This is a genomic window from Thauera sp. WB-2, assembly GCF_027594845.1.
GTDB classification, from domain to species: Bacteria; Pseudomonadota; Gammaproteobacteria; order Burkholderiales; family Rhodocyclaceae; genus Thauera; species Thauera mechernichensis.
The window spans coordinates 1,353,224-1,375,781 of sequence record NZ_CP088935.1 but is presented as its reverse complement, the minus strand read 5'-3'; the positions used below and the strand labels follow the sequence as shown (position 1 = coordinate 1,375,781).

At 62.4% G+C, this 22,558-nt stretch carries 12 protein-coding genes, 3 tRNA genes and 3 rRNA genes; 6 read left to right on the top strand and 12 right to left on the bottom strand.

Annotation, left to right across the window (positions count from 1 at the left end):
* Positions 1 to 47: 47 nt before the first annotated feature.
* Both LQF09_RS06280 and LQF09_RS06275 read left to right on the top strand, forming a co-directional pair.
* Complete coding sequence (locus LQF09_RS06280) at positions 48 to 623, top strand: LemA family protein (RefSeq protein WP_002927652.1); 576 nt, start codon at positions 48 to 50, stop codon at positions 621 to 623.
* A gap of 64 nt (positions 624 to 687) precedes the next feature.
* On the top strand, positions 688 to 1,590 hold the full coding sequence (locus LQF09_RS06275) for a hypothetical protein (protein ID WP_002927655.1): 903 nt from the start codon (positions 688 to 690) through the stop codon (positions 1,588 to 1,590).
* A 42-nt stretch (positions 1,591 to 1,632) separates the two neighbouring features.
* Here LQF09_RS06275 and LQF09_RS06270 read toward each other — a convergent pair whose 3' ends face one another.
* Positions 1,633 to 3,558, bottom strand: a complete 1,926-nt coding sequence (locus LQF09_RS06270) for an ATP-binding cassette domain-containing protein (RefSeq protein WP_270069461.1) — start codon at positions 3,556 to 3,558, stop codon at positions 1,633 to 1,635.
* 187 nt (positions 3,559 to 3,745) lie between these two features.
* Between LQF09_RS06270 and LQF09_RS06265 the strand changes: the two genes are divergently transcribed.
* The 3 genes from LQF09_RS06265 to LQF09_RS06255 all read left to right on the top strand — a co-directional run bounded on the left by LQF09_RS06265 (position 3,746) and on the right by LQF09_RS06255 (position 6,597).
* Positions 3,746 to 5,773 carry a site-specific recombinase gene (locus LQF09_RS06265; protein ID WP_270069460.1) on the top strand — a complete coding sequence of 676 codons (2,028 nt, stop codon included), beginning with the start codon at positions 3,746 to 3,748 and terminating at the stop codon, positions 5,771 to 5,773.
* Positions 5,774 to 5,790: 17 nt separating this feature from the next.
* Positions 5,791 to 5,865, top strand: a tRNA-Arg gene (locus tag LQF09_RS06260).
* A gap of 72 nt (positions 5,866 to 5,937) precedes the next feature.
* On the top strand, positions 5,938 to 6,597 hold the full coding sequence (locus tag LQF09_RS06255) for an HAD family hydrolase (protein WP_002927664.1): 660 nt from the start codon (positions 5,938 to 5,940) through the stop codon (positions 6,595 to 6,597).
* Positions 6,598 to 6,613: 16 nt separating this feature from the next.
* Here the strand turns inward: LQF09_RS06255 and LQF09_RS06250 are convergent, their stop codons facing one another.
* The 6 genes from LQF09_RS06250 to LQF09_RS06225 all read right to left on the bottom strand — a co-directional run bounded on the left by LQF09_RS06250 (position 6,614) and on the right by LQF09_RS06225 (position 16,169).
* Positions 6,614 to 7,423: a S1 family peptidase gene (locus tag LQF09_RS06250; protein WP_270069459.1), complete on the bottom strand. Its 810-nt coding sequence runs from the start codon at positions 7,421 to 7,423 to the stop codon at positions 6,614 to 6,616.
* Positions 7,420 to 8,322 (bottom strand): transglycosylase SLT domain-containing protein, encoded by a 903-nt coding sequence (locus LQF09_RS06245; RefSeq protein ID WP_270069458.1) that lies wholly within the window; start codon positions 8,320 to 8,322, stop codon positions 7,420 to 7,422. The genes LQF09_RS06250 and LQF09_RS06245 overlap by 4 nt, the downstream gene beginning before the upstream one ends.
* A 176-nt stretch (positions 8,323 to 8,498) precedes the next feature.
* The gene (prsT, locus tag LQF09_RS06240) at positions 8,499 to 11,303 is read right to left on the bottom strand and encodes an XrtA/PEP-CTERM system TPR-repeat protein PrsT (RefSeq protein WP_270069457.1); all 2,805 of its coding nucleotides are present in this window, start codon (positions 11,301 to 11,303) and stop codon (positions 8,499 to 8,501) included.
* Positions 11,300 to 12,664 carry a PEP-CTERM-box response regulator transcription factor gene (gene prsR / locus LQF09_RS06235; RefSeq protein ID WP_002927670.1) on the bottom strand — a complete coding sequence of 455 codons (1,365 nt, stop codon included), beginning with the start codon at positions 12,662 to 12,664 and terminating at the stop codon, positions 11,300 to 11,302. The genes prsT and prsR overlap by 4 nt, the downstream gene beginning before the upstream one ends.
* Before the next feature lie 33 nt (positions 12,665 to 12,697).
* The gene (gene prsK / locus LQF09_RS06230) at positions 12,698 to 14,740 is read right to left on the bottom strand and encodes an XrtA/PEP-CTERM system histidine kinase PrsK (protein ID WP_270069456.1); all 2,043 of its coding nucleotides are present in this window, start codon (positions 14,738 to 14,740) and stop codon (positions 12,698 to 12,700) included.
* Between the two features lie 46 nt (positions 14,741 to 14,786).
* Positions 14,787 to 16,169, bottom strand: a complete 1,383-nt coding sequence (locus LQF09_RS06225) for a TIGR03013 family XrtA/PEP-CTERM system glycosyltransferase (protein ID WP_002927680.1) — start codon at positions 16,167 to 16,169, stop codon at positions 14,787 to 14,789.
* Positions 16,170 to 16,426: 257 nt separating this feature from the next.
* Between LQF09_RS06225 and LQF09_RS06220 the strand changes: the two genes are divergently transcribed.
* Positions 16,427 to 16,876: a MaoC family dehydratase gene (locus LQF09_RS06220; protein ID WP_002927682.1), complete on the top strand. Its 450-nt coding sequence runs from the start codon at positions 16,427 to 16,429 to the stop codon at positions 16,874 to 16,876.
* A 142-nt stretch (positions 16,877 to 17,018) separates the two neighbouring features.
* On the opposite strand, the gene rrf is transcribed toward LQF09_RS06220, so the two are convergent.
* The 5 genes from rrf to LQF09_RS06195 all read right to left on the bottom strand — a co-directional run bounded on the left by rrf (position 17,019) and on the right by LQF09_RS06195 (position 22,242).
* Positions 17,019 to 17,132 (bottom strand): 5S ribosomal RNA (gene rrf / locus LQF09_RS06215).
* 118 nt (positions 17,133 to 17,250) lie between these two features.
* Positions 17,251 to 20,137 (bottom strand): 23S ribosomal RNA (locus LQF09_RS06210).
* Between the two features lie 311 nt (positions 20,138 to 20,448).
* Positions 20,449 to 20,524, bottom strand: a tRNA-Ala gene (locus tag LQF09_RS06205).
* A gap of 27 nt (positions 20,525 to 20,551) precedes the next feature.
* Positions 20,552 to 20,628, bottom strand: a tRNA-Ile gene (locus LQF09_RS06200).
* Between the two features lie 77 nt (positions 20,629 to 20,705).
* Positions 20,706 to 22,242, bottom strand: a 16S ribosomal RNA gene (locus LQF09_RS06195).
* Together the 16S, 23S and 5S rRNA genes with 2 tRNA genes alongside form the textbook arrangement of a ribosomal RNA operon.
* Between the last annotated feature and the right edge of the window lie 316 nt (positions 22,243 to 22,558).

Below are 22,558 nucleotides of genomic sequence, written 5' to 3'. Positions count from 1 at the left end.
TTCATGCCAGCGATCTACAATGGTATGAACAACACAGGAGTCGTCCAATGAGCATTGGCAATGCGGTCTTCCTCGCCCTGATCGTCCTTGCGCTGGTCTGGAGCGTGGTGGTCTACAACGGCCTGGTACAACTCAAGCACAACATCGCCAAGGCCTGGGCGAACATCGACGTCCTCCTCAAGCAACGCCACGACGAACTGCCGAAGCTGGTGGAGGTCTGCCGCCAGTACAAGCAGTTCGAGCAGGAAACGCTGGCCCGTGTCACCGAGGCGCGCGCACGTGTCGCCAGGGCGCGCGAAGCCCACGACGTGCCCGCGCTGGGCGCTGCCGAGAACCTGCTGCGCGCGGGCCTGGGGCAGATCTTCGCGGTTGCCGAAGCCTATCCGGAGCTCAAGGCCAACGAGCACTTCATGCAGTTGCAGACACGCATCACCGCGCTGGAAAACGGCATCGCAGACCGCCGCGAGTGGTACAACGAATCGGTCAACGTGCACAACGTACGCATCGAGCAGTTTCCGGACCTGATCATTGCGCGCCTGTTCAACTATGTTGCCCAGCCGTTGCTGCAGTTCAGCACGGCGGAAAAGGCCGACGTCGACCTCAAGGCGCTCTTCAATGCCTGAGACGCGGCCGACACGCAGCGTGCGCTAGGCTTTCGCCCCCCGCCCGCAGCACCACGACCGCCTGATGCTGGTCCAGCTTCGTCATCGACCGACGGACGTCATCCTGCCCTTCGTGCAGTTTGGCGCCGTCGTGCTCGCCCTCAGCGCAGGCGAAGGGCCGGGTGCAGTGACCGGATTGGGTGTGCTGCTGGCCACCGGACTGATCGGCTGGAAGCGCGCGCTGCGCCACGCACGCCTGATCGCCGACACACCGACCTCGCGCATCGCCTCGGCGGCCCAGGGCTATACCGAGCTGCGAGGACGCGGCCAGCCGCTCGACGGTACGCCGCTGCGCTCGCCGATCAACGGCTTGCCCGTGCTCTGGTACCGCGTGCTGATCGAGCAACGCCAACGCGACGGCAAGTGGAAACGGGAGACCGTAGACGAGAGCGATGCCTCCTTCCTGCTCGAGGATGCAAGCGGGCAGTGCGTGGTCGACCCCGAGGGCGCGGACATGATGGTCAAACGCTGCGACGTCGTACGCCGTGGCGACATGCGCTATACCCAGTGGTCGCTGATCCGCCACGATCGCATCTATGTGCTGGGCGATTTCGCCACCTTGGGCAGCGTCAATACCGACTTCGATTTCTCGGCCCAGGTGCGCGAGCTGCTGGCCAGCTGGAAGGCCGACCACCCCGGCCTGCTGGCGCGCTTCGACCTCGATGGCAATGGCGAGATCGATGTACGCGAATGGGAGCTCGCGCGTTCCCAGGCTCGACGCGAGGTACGCAGGCTACACGAGGAAGTGATGGCAGCGCCCGAGGTCCACGTGATGCGTCGGCCGACAGGCCGGCGCCTTTACCTCATCTCCGATCACGACCCCGCCCGGATCGCGCGCAGGTATCGCGCGCTGGCGATCTTCCATGCCGCAGTGGTCATTGCTGCAGCGGCGGCCACGGCCTGGTTCGCCCAGATCGGGGTGTTCTGAGCTCGCATCGCCAGCTGGCCGCCGACGGCAGGCCAGGCATGCTCAACCTGCGGCGCGCGACTCCAGCGCCTCCCAGCGCAGCATCGCCGCCTCGATCTCGCCTTCGATCGCCTCGAGCCGCGCCTTGACCTGCGCAACCTCCTGCGGTGCGTCCTGATACAGCGCGGGGTCTGCCATGCGCGCATGCAGGCGCGTCTGCTCGTCCTCCAGGGAAGCGATGCGGTCGGGCAAGGCGTCGAGCTCGCGCTTCTCGTTGAAGGAGAGCTTGGTCGGGCGATTGGCGGCCGGCTTCGCTTCGGCCGCGCGCGGCTTGTCGACTGGCGCCGTGGCACGACGAGCTTGTTGCTGGGCGGCGGACTGCGCCTCGGCACGCATGGCCTGTACGCGCTGCCAGTCGCCGTAGCCGCCGGCATACTCCCCCCAGAGCCCATCGCCTTCGGCCGCAATCACCTGGGTCACCACGTTGTCCAGGAAAGCACGGTCATGGCTGACCAGGAACAGCGTGCCGTCGTAACCGGCAAGCAGCTCCTCGAGCAGGTCGAGGGTCTCGATATCGAGGTCGTTGGTCGGCTCGTCCAGCACCAGCACGTTTGCCGGGCGTGCGAACAGACGTGCCAGCAGCAGGCGGTTGCGTTCGCCCCCCGAGAGCGACTTGACCGGCGAGCGCGCTCGCTGGGGGGCGAACAGGAAGTCGCCGAGGTAACCGATGACGTGCTTCCTGTCGCCCCCGATGTCGACATAGTCCGACCCCGGGCTGATGACCTCGGTGAGCGGCAGCTCGGGATCGAGTTGCTCGCGCAGCTGGTCGAAGTAAGCCACGCTCTGGCGGGTGCCGCGGCGTACCGAGCCCTGATCGGGCTCCACGTCGCCGAGGATGAGCTTCAGCAAGGTGGTCTTGCCCGCACCGTTGGGGCCGATGAGGCCGATACGGTCACCACGCATGATGCGGGTCGAGAAGTCGCGTACCACCAGCTTGTCGCCATAGCGCTTGGATACGTGGGTGAGTTCGGCAACCATCTGCCCGCTCTTGTCTCCCGTATCGACCGCCAGGCTGACGCTGCCCAGGCGGTCGCGGCGCGCCGCGCGCTCTCGGCGCAAGGCTTCGAGGCGGCGCACGCGGCCCTCATTGCGGGTACGGCGGGCCTCCACGCCCTTGCGAATCCACACCTCTTCCTGGGCGAGGAACTTGTCGAAGCGTGCTGCGGCCTTGTCCTCGGCGTCGAGTTCCTCCGCCTTGCGGCGCTGGTAGTCGGAAAAGCGCCCGGGGTAGCTCGCCAGACGGCCGCGGTCGAGCTCGATGATGCGGGTCGCGACGTGGTCGAGAAAGACGCGATCGTGGGTGATGACGATGACCGCACCGCGAAAGTCGCGGATCAGCTCTTCGAGCCACAGGATGCCATCGAGGTCGAGGTGGTTGGTGGGCTCATCGAGCAGCAACAGATCGGGCTCGGCCACCAGCGCACGCGCCAGCGCGACGCGCTTGACGCCGCCCCCCGACAGACTGGAAACCTTTGCCGCGGGATCGAGTCCGAGGCGGGCGACGACCTGCTCGACGCGCTGGTTCAGGCGCCAAGCGGCGGCGGCTTCGACCGCATGCTGCAGGGCATCGAGCCGTGCCAGCGCCTCGGGCGTGGCATGCTCGGCGACCGCAAGCATGGCCGCGTGATAATCGACCAGCAGCTTCGCGGCGCCACCGAGTCCGTCGGCGATGGTCTCGAAGACGTCGCGCTCGAGGCCGAAGTCGGGCTCTTGAGGCACATAGGCCGTGACCATCTCGGCCTGCCGCCAGACTGTGCCATCATCGAGCGCGGCCTGGCCGGCGAGCACCCGCAGCAAGCTGGATTTGCCCGAGCCGTTGCGTCCGATCAAGGCGACACGCTCGCCTGCATCGAGCTGGAAACCGACGCGATCGAGCAGGTCGACATGACCGAAGGCGAGACAAGCGTTATCGACTGAAAGAAGAGGCATCTGCGCGGTTGCGGCAATCGGCCGCGGGTTCGGGAGAGGGGCGTCGATTTTAGCCGGCTGCGGGCGCTCAGGGCGGATTACCGCATAATGCAGTGCACAAATCCGCCCAAGGCGGCAATTTCGCGGGCGTGGCAAGCTCATCGCGGCACGCCCGACGGCAACACGGAACAGCATCAGGAAAAGACATATGGAACGATTGCTCGAACGCTTCGGCGACCACGACGAGGATCAGGTCGCGTTGTGGGCAAGCCTGGTGGGGAAGTTGCGTCCGGCCAGGGCCGACCAGGCCGACGAAGCCATCGAGAACCTGCGCGCACTGCAACGTCTGCTGTCGCGGCGGGCGGACCTGCTCGCAAACCTGCGCGCCGCATGCCTGCGCCTTTTCAACGAGCGCAAGCAGGTCACGATGTACGTCTCGTCGGGCCTGCTGCCTTCGACGGGCTTCTTCTCCGAGACCTCTCACCGCATCGGCAACCGGTTGCTGCCGGAGGTGGTGGACACCACGCACCTGAAGGATTTCCTGTCGGCGATCTTTCACCGCGTGGATGACGAGCAGTGGGTCAATGCCATCCCGGACGACGACTGGGTGGCGTTCCTGGGTCTGCTCGTCGGCCACCAGTCGCCGATGTTCGAAGAAGATGCCAACGCCTTGCCCCAGGCCGTGCGCGAGGTACTCGAGGCGTTGCGGGTGCTGTCCTTTCATGTCTCGGCGATCGGCCTGGACCGCGAACTGGTGCGCATCGACCCCAACCTGGAGGAGCACGAGTCGCCCTTCCTTGCCCAGAACGCCGAACTGCTGAGCTACATCCAGCATTACAGCGACTGGTGGACGACGCCAGGCGCACTGATTGCCGATGACAAGCACCTGATGGTGATGCTGCATCAGTGCGACGAGATCCTGCAGCGGGTGCGCAAGCGTGCCACCCGCATCGGCACCAGCCTTACCCTCACCTTCAAGCTCGAACGCCTGCGCCAGCACCTGGAACGCATCAACGAGTTGGTAGCCCTGCTCGGTGAGCTGCGCACCCGGCGCGTGGTCGAAGACGCCGCGCCGCGCATCGTGCGCCTGTTCAAGACCCTGGTACGCGCCGAGTGCCGCAAGAACATCCTCTCCGACTACTGGGGCAAGAACGTCGAGCTGCTGTCGCTGCGCATGACCGAGAGCGCCAGCAAGACGGGCGAGAAGTACATCACCAATTCACGCGGCGAGTACTTCGGCATGCTCGCCTCGGCCGCACTCGGTGGCCTCATCATCGCCTTCATGGCGGCCAACAAGATCGTGCTCGGCAGCCAGGGCTGGGCACCACTCAACGAGTTGCTGTCGTTCTGCCTCAACTATGGCCTGGGCTTCGCCCTCATCCACATGCTGGGCGGCACGGTGGCGACCAAGCAGCCGGCAATGACGGCCAATGCCATCGCCGCCTCCATCGGCGAGGCCAAGGGCAAGGGGCGCGACCTCGAGGAGCTTGCCGACCTCATCGTACGCACCATCCGCAGCCAGGCCGCAGCGATCGCGGGCAACATCGGCGTGGCCATCCCGATCGCGCTGATGGTGGGCCTGATCATCCACTTCGCCACTGGCAGCCACTTCGTGTCGCCCGAGAAAGCCCACCACCTGCTCGACGAGATCGACCCGCGTGGCGGAGCGCTGTTCTTTGCGGCCATTGCCGGGGTATGCCTGTTCATGTCGGGGCTGATCGCCGCCTTCTACGACAACCTGTCGGCCTACAACCGAGTACCGCAACGCCTGCGCCAGTTGCGCTGGCCCAGGCGACTGCTGGGTGCAGCGCGTGCCGAACGACTGGTGAGCTATATCGAGAACAACCTTGGCGCGCTGGCCGGCAACGTCTTCTTCGGCTTTCTGCTCGGCGGTGCGACCGCCATCGGCGTGCTTTTCGGCCTGCCCATCGACATCCGCCACATCGCCTTCTCATCGGCCTATCTGGGCTATGCATCGGTCGCACTCGATTTCGCCGTGCCGCTGACCACGGTGGCCATCGCATTCTCGGGCGTACTCCTGATCGGGCTGGTGAATCTGCTGGTCAGCTTCACGCTGACGCTGAGCGTGGCGATGCGCGCGCGCCGCATCACCTTCGAGCAAGGCCGCAGCCTCGGCGGCCTGTTGCTTCGCCGCCTGCTGCGTGCGCCGCGCGCCTTCCTGCTCCCCCCGCGCCCGGGCGACGCCGCACTTGGTCAGGCGCCACCAAACGGCTAGAATGCGCGCCCTGAGTCCTCGTCATAGTTCAATGGATAGAACGGGCGCCTCCTAAGCGCCAGATCCAGGTTCGATTCCTGGTGACGGGACCAATTCGACAATTCAACCCCTCCGCGCTGCACGGCTGCGGCACGCCGTGCGCGGCACATTGGTCCCCGGCCTGCATGCTCCGTTACCCGCACGTGCTGTTCGACCTCGACGGCACCCTGATCGATTCAGCCCCTGCCATCCTCGCCAGCTACCGCGAAGCGTTTGTGGCTGCGGCTTGCGAGCCCGTGATGCCGATCGACGCCGGCATCGTCGGCCCCCCGCTGCTCGAGACCCTGCAGATGCTGACGGGCAGCAAGGACAGCGCACTGCTCGACACCCTCGCCGGGCACTTCAAGGCCAGCTACGACAACACGGGATACCGCCAGACGGCGGCCTACGGCGGGGTGACGGAAATGCTCGAGCGCCTGACGGCGGCAGGCTGTACGCTGTCGATCGCCACCAACAAGCGCCTGCACCCGACACGGCTGATTCTCGACCACCTGGGCTGGAGCCGTCATTTTGCTGCCGTTTATGCCCTGGACGCATTCGAGCCACGCCTGCCAAACAAGGCCGCCATGATCGCGCGCCTGATGCAGGACCGTGCGATTCCCCGCGACCAGGCGATCTACGTGGGCGACCGCAGCGAGGACGGCGAGTCTGCAGACGCCAATGGCCTGCCCTTCCTGGCCGCCACCTGGGGCTACGGCAGCCTGGAGGCCGGCGAGATGGCGCCGCACTGGCGCGCAGTGTCCACCCCCGCGGCGCTGGCCGAGGACATCCTCGCACCGGCCTGAACGCCAGGCTTCCAGCCTACCTCACCTCGCCGAGCAGGCGGTGCAGATGCTCGACGGGAATCGCGTAACTGATGCCCGAGGGGTCGGACAACACGCTCTCCTTCGTACCCTTGACGAACACCATGTTGAGCACGCCCAGCACAGCGCCGCTTGCCGGATCGTACAGGGGGCTGCCGCTGTTGCCTGGATAGGCGGTGGCGTCGAGCTGGTAGACACGAAAGACGTCGTTTGCCAGGCGGCGAACCAGGGCGGGATTGAGGTCGCGGGCATTGGCCTGCGGAATGCCGATCGGCGTGATCGCGGAGACGATGCCACGGTGCGTGACCGGCGTCATGCCGAGCACGTTGCCGATCGGAAAGCCGGTAAAGGCGATTTCCTGCCCTTCGCGTACGCCGCCACTGGCAGCCAGACGCAGAGCGGGTAAGGCCGGCCCTGCGCCGAGCTTGAGTACGGCAAGGTCACGACCGCGATCGGTCGCGGCGACGCTGGCCGTGCGCACGGTGCCGGTCTGCCCGTCCCCCGGCAGCACGATGACGAGGGCCTCCATGTTGGCCGTATCGAGACGCTCGGGCAGGACGTGCGCATTGGTGGCGACGAGCTGCCCATCGCCAACGACGAAACCCGTGCCGCGAAACTGGAAAGCCGGGCTGCGGGTACGCTGGTAGGTGCCCACCGCCACGATCGAGGGCTTGATACGCGGCACCGTGGCGACGAGATCGGCACGTGCGCCCGTCGGCAGGAACAGTGCCCCAGGCAGGGCTAGCGCGGCCGCCAGCAGGCGGCGACGGGTCGGATCGTGCCGCGGTGACGGGCCGCGCGCGTTCATGAATCGTGATCCTCCTGGCTCGCCAGGCGCAGGGTCTTGAGGCGCGGACTGGGCGCAACCACGCGACTGTCGTACGGATGCCGCCCCTGCCCGACATGGCGCAGGATGCGCTCGACATAGGCCTGCGTTTCCCGGTACGGCGGCACGCCGCGAAAACGGTCCACCGCGCCCTCGCCCGCGTTGTAGCCGGCCGCAGCCAGTGCAACATCGCCCTCGAAGTAGGCGAGCAACCAGCGCAGGTAGGCAAGTCCCCCGCGAATGTTCTGCTCGGGATCATAGGGCTTGGTGACCTTGAAGCGCGCTGCCGTCTCCGGGATGAGTTGCATGACCCCCATGGCGTTCTTGGGCGACAGGGCTTGCGGGTTCAGTGCCGACTCGGTGAGTGCGATCGCAAGCGCCAGTTGCGGCTGAATGCCGTAGCTGGGCGCCAGTGTGATGAGCAGGCGGGCAACCTCCTGCCGCTCCGCAGGCAGGCGCGCCACGAGCGCCTCGCCCGGCCAGCGCGGCGGCATGATCTCGGCCGGCGTATGCAGGCAGCTGGGCACATCGCCCGCCGCCTCACCGGTGAAGCGCAGCATGCGCTCGGCGTGCGCATGGCCGAGCTTGGCAGCCATTGCGAACAGGGTGCTCGCATAGGCGTCGTTGCGCTCCACGCCGCGCCCGTTGGCGTACATCCAGCCAAGGGCGTACATACCTTCTGCATCACCGAGTCGAGCCGACTCGCAGTACAGCCGCGCTGCATAGACCTGATCGCGGGGCACGCCCTCGCCATGCTCGTAACCCAGCGCCTCCTCGGCGAGGTAGCGTGCCTGCTGCGCGAACGCCGCCGCGACGACATCGCTGCTCACCGCGCCAACAGGCGCCGTACCGACACCGGCGAGGCAAACCCCCACAAGCATACGGTGCAGGCGTGCGCGCCACTCACCGTCACTGCGGCATGTGGAGGACCTGCGTGTGAGACCGAATGCGCTATCGACCATGATTCATGTATGGCAGATCTCTGACATCGACGCCAGCCGGATACGCAAGTCCGACGAAGCGCACGCTCGCCACGCCCACAACCCCGTACCTGCGCTCACAGCGACTTCCGCAGCTCGCTGGCCTCAGCGTGAATCGGCGTCCCATCCTTGAGGCGTGGCAGGAGGGCATCGAGCTGGCTGCGCGCATCATTCGCACGCCCGGCCTTGACGTAGGCGCGGGCAAGGTTGAGATGCAGCGGCAGCAGATCCGGCCCCAGCTTCACCGCGCGCTCGAGATTGGTCACCCCGGCATCGAAGTCTCCGCGCTCGACCTGGATCATGCCCACGGTGTCGATGATCGCGGGGTTGTCCGGCGCCAGGCGCAAAGCCTGCTCGGCGTACTCGAACGCCTTCGGATCCTTGACCTGGCTGGCAGTCCACGCGAGGTTGTTGAGGATGAGCGCGTTCTGCGGCGCCATCTCGTGCATGCGCGCGAAGAGGTCGTGGGCGTCACGATGCCTGCCATCGACGAGCGCCCGCTCGGCAAGGTATCCGCGCACGGCTATATCGGTGGGGTTCTTCTGCAACCAGTCTGCCGCCAGGCGGTCAGCCTCGGCCTTGCGCTCGGCAAGCAACAACACGGTATGTAGCCTGCTGACCACCTGGGCGCCGCCGTTGCGCTCCAGCGCCTTGCGGAAAGCGGCCTCCGCGGCCTTCCAGTCGCGCCCGACACCATGGATTTCGGCTTCGAAGAAGTACCCGATGGGTGCATCGGGCTGGCCAGCCTGGATGTCACGGGCAATACGCAGCGCCTCAGCAGCGTCGCCGCGCGCCATCACAGCGGCGATCAGACGCTGCTGGATGTCAACCGCGGCGGGCGCAATGGAGAGTGCGCGGCGCAACGACTGCTCCGCCGCCGTCTTGTCGCCCAGCATGGTGTAGACCTCGGCAAGGAACAAGTGCGGCTGCGGCGAACGCGGCATCAGACCCGCTAGCCGGTTGAGCGAGGAGATACCCTGCTGGCTGTCACCCGCAGCGACCTGCGCCCGGGCAAGGGCTTCGACCGCACGCACCTCGTCAGGGTGCGCGGCGGCCAGCTTCTGCGCAACCTGCAGCGCACGCGGGAATTCGCGCTGCTGCAGGTGATGTGACACCAGGGCGAGACTGGCCGCTACACCGCCCGGTGCGGCACCGTCGGCGCGCTCCAGGGTGGCAAGTACTTCCGCAGCAGCCGCGCCGGTGGCGCGCTGAAGTTCGGCCAGTGCAAGGTGTGCTTCCACGTTTCGCGGATCGCGCTGGATGACCGCCCTGATCCGTGCCAAAGCGCCCTCCGGCTGACGCTCTGCGAGATCCAGACGCGCAAGGTTGACCGCTGCGGCAAGATAACCCGGCTGCAGCGCGAGCGCCTTTTCGAACGCGGCACGTGCCGCGGGAACGTCGCGCTTCGCGAGCATCAGGCCACCGCGCAGATTGTGCACCAGCGGGTTGTCGGGCTGCTTCTCTTCAAGTTGCAGTTGCGCCTCGAGGGCCTTGTCCGCCTCCCCCCTGCGCAGATGCGCCACGACAAGGGCAAGGTCGGCCTGAATCGCAGCCTGATCCATCTGTGCGGCGGACTCCAGGTCGGCAAACGCGGCATCGGCATCGCCGCTGGCCATGCGTGCCACCCCCAGGCGCAAGCGCGCGCGGGCATCCTCCGGGGCAGCCTCGGCCGCCTTGGCGAAATACTCCTCGGCACGCTGGTAGTCGTTGTTGGCAATGAACACCTGCCCGGCCAGCGCCAGTACGCGGGGGCTCGGATCGGGCATCTGCAGCATGGGCTGGAGCAATTCGAGCGCGCGCGTCGCGTCGCCGGTGGCGAGATGCGACGCGATGAGCATCTGCCTCGCCATCAGCTGTCCGGGCGCGCGCTCCAGCACTCGCCCGAGATGTGTGCGCCCGAGCACATGCTCGTTCATGCGCACCATCACCGTGCCGGCGAGGAGCTCAGCGGGAAGATAGTTCGGTGCCTGCTTGAGGACCTGCATCAGGCCATCGCGCGCTTCGCTCAGGCGCTCGGCGCGGTAATCCATGAAGGCACGCAGGTAGCGCGTGGTCGGATGGGCAGCCGCAACCGATTGCATGGCGGCCAGTGCCCGCTCGGCTTCTTCGAACTGCCCCTTGCGCATCAGCAGAGAGACGTGATTGAAGTGATAGTGGACGGTCCCGGGCGAGGCCTTGAGCGCAGCCTGCAGCGCCTGCACCGCCACATCGAGGTCTCCCTTGCTGACGAGAATGTCGCTGAGCACTGCATGTGCCTCTGCATGCGCCTCGGCACGGGCGATCGCATCCCTGGCCTGAGCCTCCGCAGCATCGAGTTCGCCCTTTACCAACAGGGCACGAGCCAGCCCGACGCGGGCATCGGCCTGGGCCGGATCGGCCGCGATCGCATCGCGGTAGGCCTTGAGCGCCTTGTCGACATCACCCTTGCCAAAGTGGGCGTCGCCAAGCGCGCCAAACACTACAGCCTGCGCTCTTGCGTCGGGCAGGCGGGTGCCTTCGAACTCCTTGAGCACCGCGTCGAACTCGCCGGCGCGGACCATCGCCTGAAGCAATAGCGGAATGACCTCCTCGCGCGCATGCCCCAGCTCGCTGGCACGGCGCAACTCCTTGACGGCACCTGGAATCTCGCCCTGCTGGAGATTGATCTTGCCCAGCAGGAAACGCGCCTCGGTCAGGCTGCCATCTTCCTGTAGCGCATTCTTGAGCTGGATGCTGGCCGCGGTGAGGTCGTTCTTTGCGATGTAGTCCTTGGCCGACCCGAGCATCTCCTCGGTACTGGCGCCGCAGCCAGTCAACAGGGCGGACACCAGCGCGGTCACCGCCAGCCCACCCGCAGCACGCGACCAGCTGCTACGAGGCATCGAGTGGTTTTCTTGACTCACGAACCATTCTCCTTCTTGAGGCCGAAGCGGCCCAGCAGATCATAGAGCGAGGGCCGGCTCACGCCGAGTATCTCGGCTGCGCGGGCAACATTGCCGTTCGTACGTGCCATCACCTTGAGCACGGCACCGCGCTCGGCCTCATCGCGAACCTGGCGCAGGTTGAGGTGCTCGAGACTATCGTCGGGCGTCTGCAGTCCGAGGTCGGCTGCGGTGATGCAGTCGCCCTCGGCCATGATGACGGCGCGCTTCATGCAGTTCTCGAGCTCGCGCACGTTGCCGGGCCAGCGATGCGCCTCGATCGCCGACAACGCATCATCGGCAAGTACGAGCGAACGCCGTGCATTATCACGCGCAAAACGTTGCGCGAATGCGTGCGCAAGCAAGGTCGCGTCACCCTCGCGCTCACGCAACGCGGGAATCTCCACGACGATCTCGGCCAACCTGTAGTAGAGATCCTCGCGGAATACACCGGCGTGGATCTGCGCCTTCAGGTCACGGTGCGTTGCACATACGATGCGCACGTCGACCGGTATCTCCTCGCGCCCACCGATGCGTTCGATGCAGCGTTCCTGCAGGAAGCGCAGCAGCTTGGCCTGCAGGGGAAGCGGCAGATCGCCGATCTCGTCGAGGAAGAGCGTGCCACGGTGAGCGGTCTCGATCTTGCCTTGGGTCTGCTTGACCGCGCCGGTGAAGGCCCCCTTCTCGTAACCGAAAAGCTCGCTCTCGAGCAGAGCGTCGGGGATGGCGGCACAGTTGATCGCGACGAAACGCTCGTTGGCGCGCGGCGACAGTGCATGCAGGCCGCGCGCAAGGATCTCCTTGCCCGTCCCGCTTTCTCCAAGCAGGGCTACCGTCACCGAGGCCGAGGCCAGCTTCTCGATCGTTCGGCAGATCTTGAGCATCGCCGGGTCGCGCGTGAGCAGACCGGACAGGGGCCCCGCCTGCAGCGCAGACAGGCGCGCATTTTCCATCTGCAGGTCGTGCATGCGGAAAGCGCGATCGATGGTGAGGATCAGCAGTTCGGGCTCGAAGGGCTTCGCAAAGAAATCGTAGGCCCCCATTCCTACCGCCTTCACCGCATTCTCACGGTCATGCTGGCCGGTGAGTACGATGACTTTGGTATCGGGCGCAAGCGTGAGGATCTCTCGCAACAGCCTGAAGCCTTCAGTGACATCATCGGGCGCGGGCGGCAGGCCAAGGTCCATCGTGACGACCGCAGGCTCATGCTTGCGCAGTTGCGCAATCGCACTCTCACGATCACCGGCCACAACCGTGTCACAAGCGTCGAGCGCCCAGCGCATCTGTTTCTGCAGCGCCGGGTCGTCCTCGACGATCAAAAGCGTTCGCTGCTTGTCTGACATGGGATTCCGTTACTCCTGCACCCGATACCGGGATCACTGGCCGCGCTGATTGCGCGGCAGGGTTATCGTCACACGCGTCCCCTTGCCCACTTCGCTCTCGAAACGGACTTGACCACCAATCTCACCGAGATACTGGCGTGTCTCGAACACACCGATCCCCATGCCGCTCGTCTTGGTCGTCTGAAAGGGTCGCGACAATCGCTCGCGAAGAAAGTCCGCGGTCATGCCACAACCGCTGTCCTCTACCACAACCTGCAGCGCATCGCCGGCCTCGGTTACGGTCACGGCCACCTTACCATCCTCATCCGTGGCATCCAGTGCATTTTGCACGACATGCCCAATGATTCGCTCCAGCCGCTGCGGATGCGCATTGACCTCGAGCGGCGCTGCCGCTTCGAGCCGCAGTTCGACCGCTGGCCGCAGTGCCCGCCTCGAATGACAGACCGCCTCGAGGAGCGTGACAAGCTCGACTGGCCGCGGGGGATCGATCGAGCGCTTCTCCTGGAGTTGTGTCATCAGCCCGCGCATGCGCGCCTCAACATGGGCAACGGTTTCGAGCATGTCCTGCTGGAACTCCGGGTTGTCTCGATGCCGCTCGGCGTTGCGCAACATCAGCGAGAGCTGCGCAACGAGGTTCTTCAGATCGTGCACGACAAAGGCCGACATGCGATTGAAGGAATCGAACTTGCGCGCCTCCAGTAGCGCCTCGGCGGCGAGCATCCGCTCGAGATAGCCCGCAGCTTGTCGCTGTGCGGTCTTCAGCAGGTCCAGCACCTCCCAGTCGATCTCGAACGGCGTACGCGGCGAGCCAAGCACGACAAAGCCGATGAGCTTGTCCGAAGCCTTGAGGGGAATCACCAGCCACGCGTCACCAAGATCGGACAAGCCAGAGGGCAGCACCAGGCCCTCGTAGTGCCCCGGCCGCGCACGGAACTCCGCCAGGTTGATGACCCATTCGCGCTCATCCAGGAAGCGGACAAAAACGGAATCCTGCGCCTCGACCCAGTCGGACGCGGGCTGATTGAGGCGCGAGTGCATTGCAAAGTTGCCAAACGCGTCGCGCAACCAGAGCCCCCCTCCCGGACTCTCGACGAGGTCACACAGCGCCTTGACCACCGATTGTCCAAGGTCGAGCCCCGAATCGCTCGATGACAGCGCCTGGGTGAAGCGCAGCCACTCATTGCGGTAGTCGTAGCGGTACGAGAACAGGTGCTTGCTGATCAGGACGCGCAAGCGTGCTCGCAAGCTGCCCGAGAACAACAGAGCGCCAAGCAGGACCATGCCGGCGAACAGCAGGGTCATCTGCAGCGCCCGGCCCCAATCACCGCCGAAGTAGCGCACGTAGTACGCTGCCCCCGCGATGACCAGCAGATAGACCCCGGCTCCAGCCAGCGCTGTCGAGTGAAAGACCACCTCGCGCGAAACGGACATCCTGAGCGTCCACGACGGACTGCGGATACCCGCAAGCACGATCAGCGGAATGAGCAAGGCATGTACGAGACCGCGAACCGCCCAGACGTCGAAATCGATTCGCGAGAACAGGAACGCGTCGGCGAAAAGATAAAGGTCAAAGATGTACCCTGCCGCCAATGCCAGACAAAGCGGCTTGATACCCCACCGCGAGTTGGCCGGAAGTCCCCGGTACAGCTGCTCGACCAGCATTAGACCAATAACCGCGTGCGCGAGCCAGGCCACCAAGGCCGGCTGTACGGGCAACGCTGCGCGATCGACGACAGCCTCGGTCGCGAGCGCGGCGAACTGGGCCACCAGCACGGCAAGCGCGAGCAGCGCCGGCCAGCGCAGACGCCGCCCCCACAATGGCAGGGAAAGAATGATCAGGAATGCAAACCAGGCACCACCACGCAGCACGTCGAGCAATGCAGCCGCGAGCAAGCCCGCCACGCCCTCGCCGGCAACATTGAACGACGACGCGATCGCCCAAGCACTGGACAGCACGACCGCGGCGAGCAATACACCGCCAGGCAACCCTCCCCGCCAAGCGACGAAGATATACAGCGCGAAAAGCAGATAGGCGGCACCGGCAATTCCGTAGCCCCACGTCGCGATCTCACCCAAGATCAGGCCTCCTCACCTGCCCCGGGCCGGCGCTGAACGGTTGCACTCAGTGCGCACCCTCGCCCGTCAGCACGACGCGCACGGTCTCGAACAACACCAAGGTGTCGAGGATGAGCGTGTGATTCTTCACGTAGTACAGGTCGTACTGCAGCTTTTCGGCCGAGTCATCAACGGACGCACCATACTGATAGCGCACCTGCGCCCAGCCGGTCACGCCCGGCTTGACGCAATGCCGAACCGCGTAGAACGGAATCTGCTGAGTAAGCTGATCAACGAAGTAGGGACGCTCGGGACGCGGCCCCACCAGACTCATGTCACCGACAAGCACATTGAAGAGCTGCGGCAACTCATCGATGCGAAGCTTGCGGATCACCCGACCCACGCGGGTCACGCGATCATCGTTCGAACTCGCCCAACGAGGCTTGCCATCACGCTCCGCATCGCGGCGCATGCTACGGAACTTGATCACACGGAATGGCTTTCCGCCCAGCCCCACGCGCTCCTGGCCGTAGAACACTGGCGCACCATCCTCAAGCAGGATCAATATCGCAGTGATGATCATCACTGGCAGGGCCAGAATCAGGAGAAGCGAACCAACCACAAGGTCGAACACCCGCTTGATGAACGTCCGCGCCCACCCCTGACGAAAGCCATCACCGTAGATCAGCCAACTCGCACGCAGCGAATCCAGCCGAATCTGACCGAGCGAGCGCTCGAAGAAAGTGGACAGGTCCAGGATCCGGATACCACCAAGCTTGCAATCGAGCAGTTCGCGCAGGGATAGAACTCCACCTCGCCGCTCGCGCACAGCGACGATCACCTCGTCTACACGGAGCTTGCCAGCAACGTCAAGCAGGCTACCCGGAGGCAAAACCTGACGTGGCTCGACCTCGACACGCTCCTGCCCACCCACAGGAAGGAACCCCACGACATCCACGCTGCGCTGCAAAGGCCGCGTCAGATCCCTGTACACAGCCAGGGCATCCCGTCCGGTCCCCACGATCAGGACACGCGGCACGAAGAAACCTGCAGCCTGGCGCTGATTGACCACCACCCTGAGCATCAGCAGCGAGCACAACAAGACAAGGATGCTCACCTGCATCGGGTGCGGCGCGATCTCCGGCCAGGGCATCAGGCCAAACGTCACGTACGCCACCGGCACACTGACGACGAGGGAGAGTGCCACGCGCGCAAATGCCTGCCTGCGGCAACGCTGATACACAGGCCGGTACAAGCCCATCGCGGCATTGAGACCGATCATGGATGCCGCGAACACCAGCGCGGCAGGCACCCAGGCCGCCCAGTCAAGGGCACCGGGCGCAGCCTGGAAGGCAACAGCCCCCAGCACCACGATGAACAACAGCGCAGCATCGAACAAGACCTGATGCAGCGTATGCGTTGGTAGGTAATGGCTGAAGATCTTCAGCATGGAGAACCTCTGCGTCCGTGGTCGTGTTCGTCGGCTAGACCTTCCGGTCTGCCAGCTCGCCACCAAGATAGCTGATCGACCCATGCACGCCTATTAAATCGATCACGCTCATCGACCAAGAGTCGAAGTTAAAAAATCAATCGAAACAACAGATTCAAGCAAAACCGCAGATCGACACATCCCGCGAGCATTGATTTTAGCATGTGGAGACGGTAGCTTTCCGAGGCTAGACCCCTCACCCACCCCAGGAGAAAAGCATGAGCAGCACGGCCCGCGATTTCGCTGAAGTTTATGGATATCGATTCGAAGACCTCACCGTTGGCATGAACGCCGCAGTCTCACGCACCGTCAGCGAAGCGGACATCCTGCTGTTCGCTGGCGTTTCGGGGGACACCAACCCAGTACACCTGGACGAAGAGTTCGCTGCCAGCACGATGTTTGGCGGACGTATCGCGCACGGCATGCTCTCCGCAGGCTTGATCTCCGCCGTCTTCGGAACCCGCCTGCCCGGTCCCGGCTGCATCTACCTTTCCCAGAACCTCAAGTTCAAGGCACCGGTCAAGGTCGGTGATACGGTCGTTGCGCGTGTTACGGTCAAAGAGCTGAAAGTCGAAAAACGCCGCGCCGTTTTCTCGACGGTTTGCACTGTGCGAGGGGCAGTCGTTCTCGACGGCGAAGCCGAGCTGCTCGTACCGGCACGCGACTGACTCATCCCCCACTACGCGCCCGACCGAACGTCAGCCTTGCCGCGTTTTCGAGCGCGTTGTGGGTGGCGTTTATGTTTATTCGGCGCGTTGACGTAACAAAGCCCTGCTTTCTTTTGAGAGCAGGGCTTTGTTTTGTGGGTTAGTCTGACGATGACCTACTTTCACGAGGGCGGACCTCACTATCATCGGCGCATGTGCGTTTCACGGTCCTGTTCGGGAAGGGAAGGGGTGGTTCCACACAGCTATGGTCGTCAGACTTTGACTTGTTCTTCAGCGTATTGAGCTGAAGCAAAGTTAGGAAGAAGTGTTGTGTGATTGTCTGGTGTGTTGATGCTTTCACCAGAGAGTCGAGTTCGTTTTGTGTTGAAGGTTATAGGATCAAGCCACACGGGCAATTAGTACCGGTTAGCTGAACGTGTTGCCACGCTTACACACCCGGCCTATCAACGTTGTGGTCTTCAACGACCCTTCAGGGGGCTCGAGGCCCCGGGGAAGTCTCATCTTGAGGCGAGTTTCCCGCTTAGATGCTTTCAGCGGTTATCTCTTCCGCACATAGCTACCCGGCGATGCGACTGGCGTCACAACCGGTACACCAGGGGTGCGTCCACTCCGGTCCTCTCGTACTAGGAGCAGGCCCTCTCAAACTTCCAGCGCCCACGGCAGATAGGGACCAAACTGTCTCACGACGTTTTAAACCCAGCTCACGTACCACTTTAAATGGCGAACAGCCATACCCTTGGGACCGGCTACAGCCCCAGGATGTGATGAGCCGACATCGAGGTGCCAAACTCCGCCGTCGATGTGAACTCTTGGGCGGAATCAGCCTGTTATCCCCAGAGTACCTTTTATCCGTTGAGCGATGGCCCTTCCATACAGAACCACCGGATCACTATGACCTGCTTTCGCACCTGCTCGTCTTGTTGGACTCGCAGTCAAGCCACCTTTTGCCATTGCACTATCAGTACGATGTCCGACCGTACCTAGGTGACCTTCGTACTCCTCCGTTACCTTTTGGGAGGAGACCGCCCCAGTCAAACTGCCCACCATGCACGGTCCCCGACCTGGATTCACAGGCCTGGGTTAGAACCTCAACGACACCAGGGTGGTATTTCAAGGTTGGCTCCACCGGAACTGGCGTCCCGGTTTCATAGCCTCCCACCTATCCTACACAAGTCCCGTCAAAGTCCAATGCAAAGCTACAGTAAAGGTTCATGGGGTCTTTCCGTCTAGCCGCGGGGAGATTGCATCTTCACAAACATTTCAACTTCGCTGAGTCTCAGGAGGAGACAGTGTGGCCATCGTTACGCCATTCGTGCAGGTCGGAACTTACCCGACAAGGAATTTCGCTACCTTAGGACCGTTATAGTTACGGCCGCCGTTTACCGGGGCTTCGATCAAGAGCTTGCACCCCATCACTTAACCTTCCGGCACCGGGCAGGCGTCACACCCTATACGTCCACTTTCGTGTTTGCAGAGTGCTGTGTTTTTAATAAACAGTCGCAGCCACCGATTCTCTGCGACCCCGTTCCGCTCCGGCCGCGAGGGCCTTCACGTACCAGGGGCATACCTTCTCCCGAAGTTACGGTATCAATTTGCCGAGTTCCTTCTCCTGAGTTCTCTCAAGCGCCTTGGTATTCTCTACCAGCCCACCTGTGTCGGTTTGCGGTACGGTCACTCTTAGACTGAAGCTTAGAGGCTTTTCCTGGAAGCCGGGTATCACTCACTTCGGATCCGAAGATCCTCGTCATCACGCCTCAGCTAAGCCACGCGGATTTGCCTACGCAGCACGCCTACACGCTTAAACCACCTATTCCAACAGATGGCTGAGCTAACCTTCTCCGTCCCCCCATCGCATCTAAGAGCGGTACAGGAATATTGACCTGTTTCCCATCGACTACGCATTTCTGCCTCGCCTTAGGGGCCGACTCACCCTGCGCCGATGAACGTTGCGCAGGAAACCTTGGGCTTACGGCGAGGGTGCTTTTCACACCCTTTATCGCTACTCATGTCAGCATTCGCACTTCCGATACCTCCAGCATCCCTTACGAGACACCTTCGCAGGCTTACGGAACGCTCCCCTACCACGTGTCAAAGACACATCCGCAGCTTCGGTTCATGGCTTGAGCCCCGTTACATCTTCCGCGCAGGACGACTCGACTAGTGAGCTATTACGCTTTCTTTAAAGGGTGGCTGCTTCTAAGCCAACCTCCTAGCTGTCTATGCCTTCCCACCTCGTTTGCCACTTAGCCATGCATTTGGGACCTTAGCTGGCGGTCTGGGTTGTTTCCCTCTTGACACCGGACGTTAGCACCCGATGTCTGTCTGCCGTATATCACTTTGCGGTATTCGGAGTTTGCTATCGCGGGGTAGATCGCAATGACCCCCCCAACGATTACAGTGCTCTACCCCCGCAAGTGTCCGTACGACGCACTACCTAAATAGTTTTCGGGGAGAACCAGCTATTTCCGGATTTGTTTAGCCTTTCACCCCTATCCACAGCTCATCCCCTAACTTTTCAACGTTAGTGGGTTCGGACCTCCAGTACCTGTTACGGCACCTTCATCCTGGCCATGGATAGATCATCCGGTTTCGGGTCTACGCCCAGCGACTAAGTCGCCCTTATCAGACTCGCTTTCGCTACGCCTCCCCTATTCGGTTAAGCTCGCCACTGAACGTAAGTCGCTGACCCATTATACAAAAGGTACGCAGTCACCCCTTACGAGGCTCCCACTGTTTGTATGCATGCGGTTTCAGGATCTATTTCACTCCCCTCCCGGGGTTCTTTTCGCCTTTCCCTCACGGTACTGGTTCACTATCGGTCGATCACGAGTATTTAGCCTTGGAGGATGGTCCCCCCATCTTCAGACAGGATTTCTCGTGTCCCGCCCTACTTGTCGCACGCTCAGACCCGCCACCGGCTTTTCGCATACGGGACTATCACCCTGTATCGTCGGACTTTCCAGACCGTTTTGCTAAGCTGATGGTTTAGTCGTGCAGGCTGCTCCGCGTTCGCTCGCCACTACTTGCGGAATCTCGGTTGATTTCTGTTCCTGCGGCTACTTAGATGTTTCAGTTCGCCGCGTTCGCCTCCTCAGACCTATGTATTCAGTCTGGGATACCCCTTGCGGGGTGGGTTTCCCCATTCGGACATCGTGGGATCAAAGCTCTATTGCCAGCTCCCCCACGCTTTTCGCAGGCTTACACGTCCTTCATCGCCTGTGATCGCCAAGGCATCCACCACATGCACTTAGTCGCTTGATCCTATAACCTTGGATCCTCTCCGATCTTGCGATCTCGAAGACCCTTCGTACAGGAACGAACTCGTTTGTGCGATCCGGCACTACGCTGACAAGCTCAGCACCGGATCAATGCAATCACACAACTTGCAGTACGCACCGGCTCGGTACGTACTACACTTCTTCCACTTTGTTAAAGAGCGAACCTCAAACAACCGACAACCGACTCGAACGGAGTCGCCCATCGATCAAGAAGTCAGACATGACGACATCGATCACCATGTCTGACTTCTCGAACGCCTACTTGCAGCACCTGCTTTCATGCCGCACGAGTTCTGGTGGAGCTGGTCGGGATCGAACCGACGACCTACGGCTTGCAAAGCCGCCGCTCTCCCAGCTGAGCTACAGCCCCCTCTCGTGTCGAGCAACCAAAAAGACTTGGTGGGTCTGGTTGGGTTCGAACCAACGACCCCCGCCTTATCAAGACGGTGCTCTAACCAGCTGAGCTACAGACCCTCTCATATGCTTCGAGGCTCTTCGCCTGAACAACCGATAAGCTGTGGATACTTGGCAGACCGTGATCTGTTCTCTTGAAAGGAGGTGATCCAGCCGCACCTTCCGATACGGCTACCTTGTTACGACTTCACCCCAGTCATGAATCTCACCGTGGTAAGCGCCCTCCCGAAGGTTAAGCTACCTACTTCTGGTGAAACCCACTCCCATGGTGTGACGGGCGGTGTGTACAAGACCCGGGAACGTATTCACCGCAGCATGCTGATCTGCGATTACTAGCGATTCCGACTTCACGTAGTCGAGTTGCAGACTACGATCCGGACTACGATCGGCTTTAAGGGATTGGCTCCACCTCGCGGCTTGGCAACCCTCTGTACCGACCATTGTATGACGTGTGAAGCCCTACCCATAAGGGCCATGAGGACTTGACGTCATCCCCACCTTCCTCCGGTTTGTCACCGGCAGTCTCACTAGAGTGCCCAACTAAATGATGGCAACTAGTGACAAGGGTTGCGCTCGTTGCGGGACTTAACCCAACATCTCACGACACGAGCTGACGACAGCCATGCAGCACCTGTGTTCTGGCTCCCGAAGGCACCCTCGCCTCTCAGCAAGGTTCCAGACATGTCAAGGGTAGGTAAGGTTTTTCGCGTTGCATCGAATTAATCCACATCATCCACCGCTTGTGCGGGTCCCCGTCAATTCCTTTGAGTTTTAACCTTGCGGCCGTACTCCCCAGGCGGTCGACTTCACGCGTTAGCTGCGTCACTCAGTGCATTGCTGCTCCGAACGACTAGTCGACATCGTTTAGGGCGTGGACTACCAGGGTATCTAATCCTGTTTGCTCCCCACGCTTTCGTGCATGAGCGTCAGTACAGGCCCAGGGGGCTGCCTTCGCCATCGGTGTTCCTCCTGATATCTACGCATTTCACTGCTACACCAGGAATTCCACCCCCCTCTGCCGTACTCTAGCCTTGCAGTCACAAACGCAGTTCCCAGGTTAAGCCCGGGGATTTCACATCTGTCTTACAAAACCGCCTGCGCACGCTTTACGCCCAGTAATTCCGATTAACGCTCGCACCCTACGTATTACCGCGGCTGCTGGCACGTAGTTAGCCGGTGCTTCTTAGTCCGGTACCGTCATCCATGGCCTATGTTAGAGACCACGATTTCTTCCCGGCCGAAAGAGCTTTACAACCCGAAGGCCTTCTTCACTCACGCGGCATGGCTGGATCAGGGTTGCCCCCATTGTCCAAAATTCCCCACTGCTGCCTCCCGTAGGAGTCTGGGCCGTGTCTCAGTCCCAGTGTGGCGGATCATCCTCTCAGACCCGCTACGGATCGTCGCCTAGGTGAGCCTTTACCTCACCTACTAGCTAATCCGACATCGGCCGCTCCAATCGCGCGAGGTCTTGCGATCCCCCGCTTTCTCCCTCAGGACGTATGCGGTATTAGCGTACCTTTCGATACGTTATCCCCCACGACATGGGCACGTTCCGATGCATTACTCACCCGTTCGCCACTCGCCGGCAGGCCGAAGCCCCCGCTGCCGTTCGACTTGCATGTGTAAAGCATGCCGCCAGCGTTCAATCTGAGCCAGGATCAAACTCTTAAGTTCAATCCAGCAAAGTACTCAAAATACTGACTTTAATCAGCATGAGCACCTAATCATTGTGAAACCAAAACGACCGAAGTCGCTTTCGACCACAACCACCAAGCACCCACACTTATCGGTTGTTCAATTTTTTAAAGAGCGCTACATTCGCTGCAGCAGAGAAACGAGATTATGATCAGCTTCAAACTCACTGTCAAGCATTTCGTGAATCTTTTTTTACCGCCGCCCGGCTACGCCGAACAAAGATCCACCAAACACCCACCTCACTTCCCAACCCCACCGCCGCCTGCACTTCCGAAGAAACCGCTGCAGCGCTGAA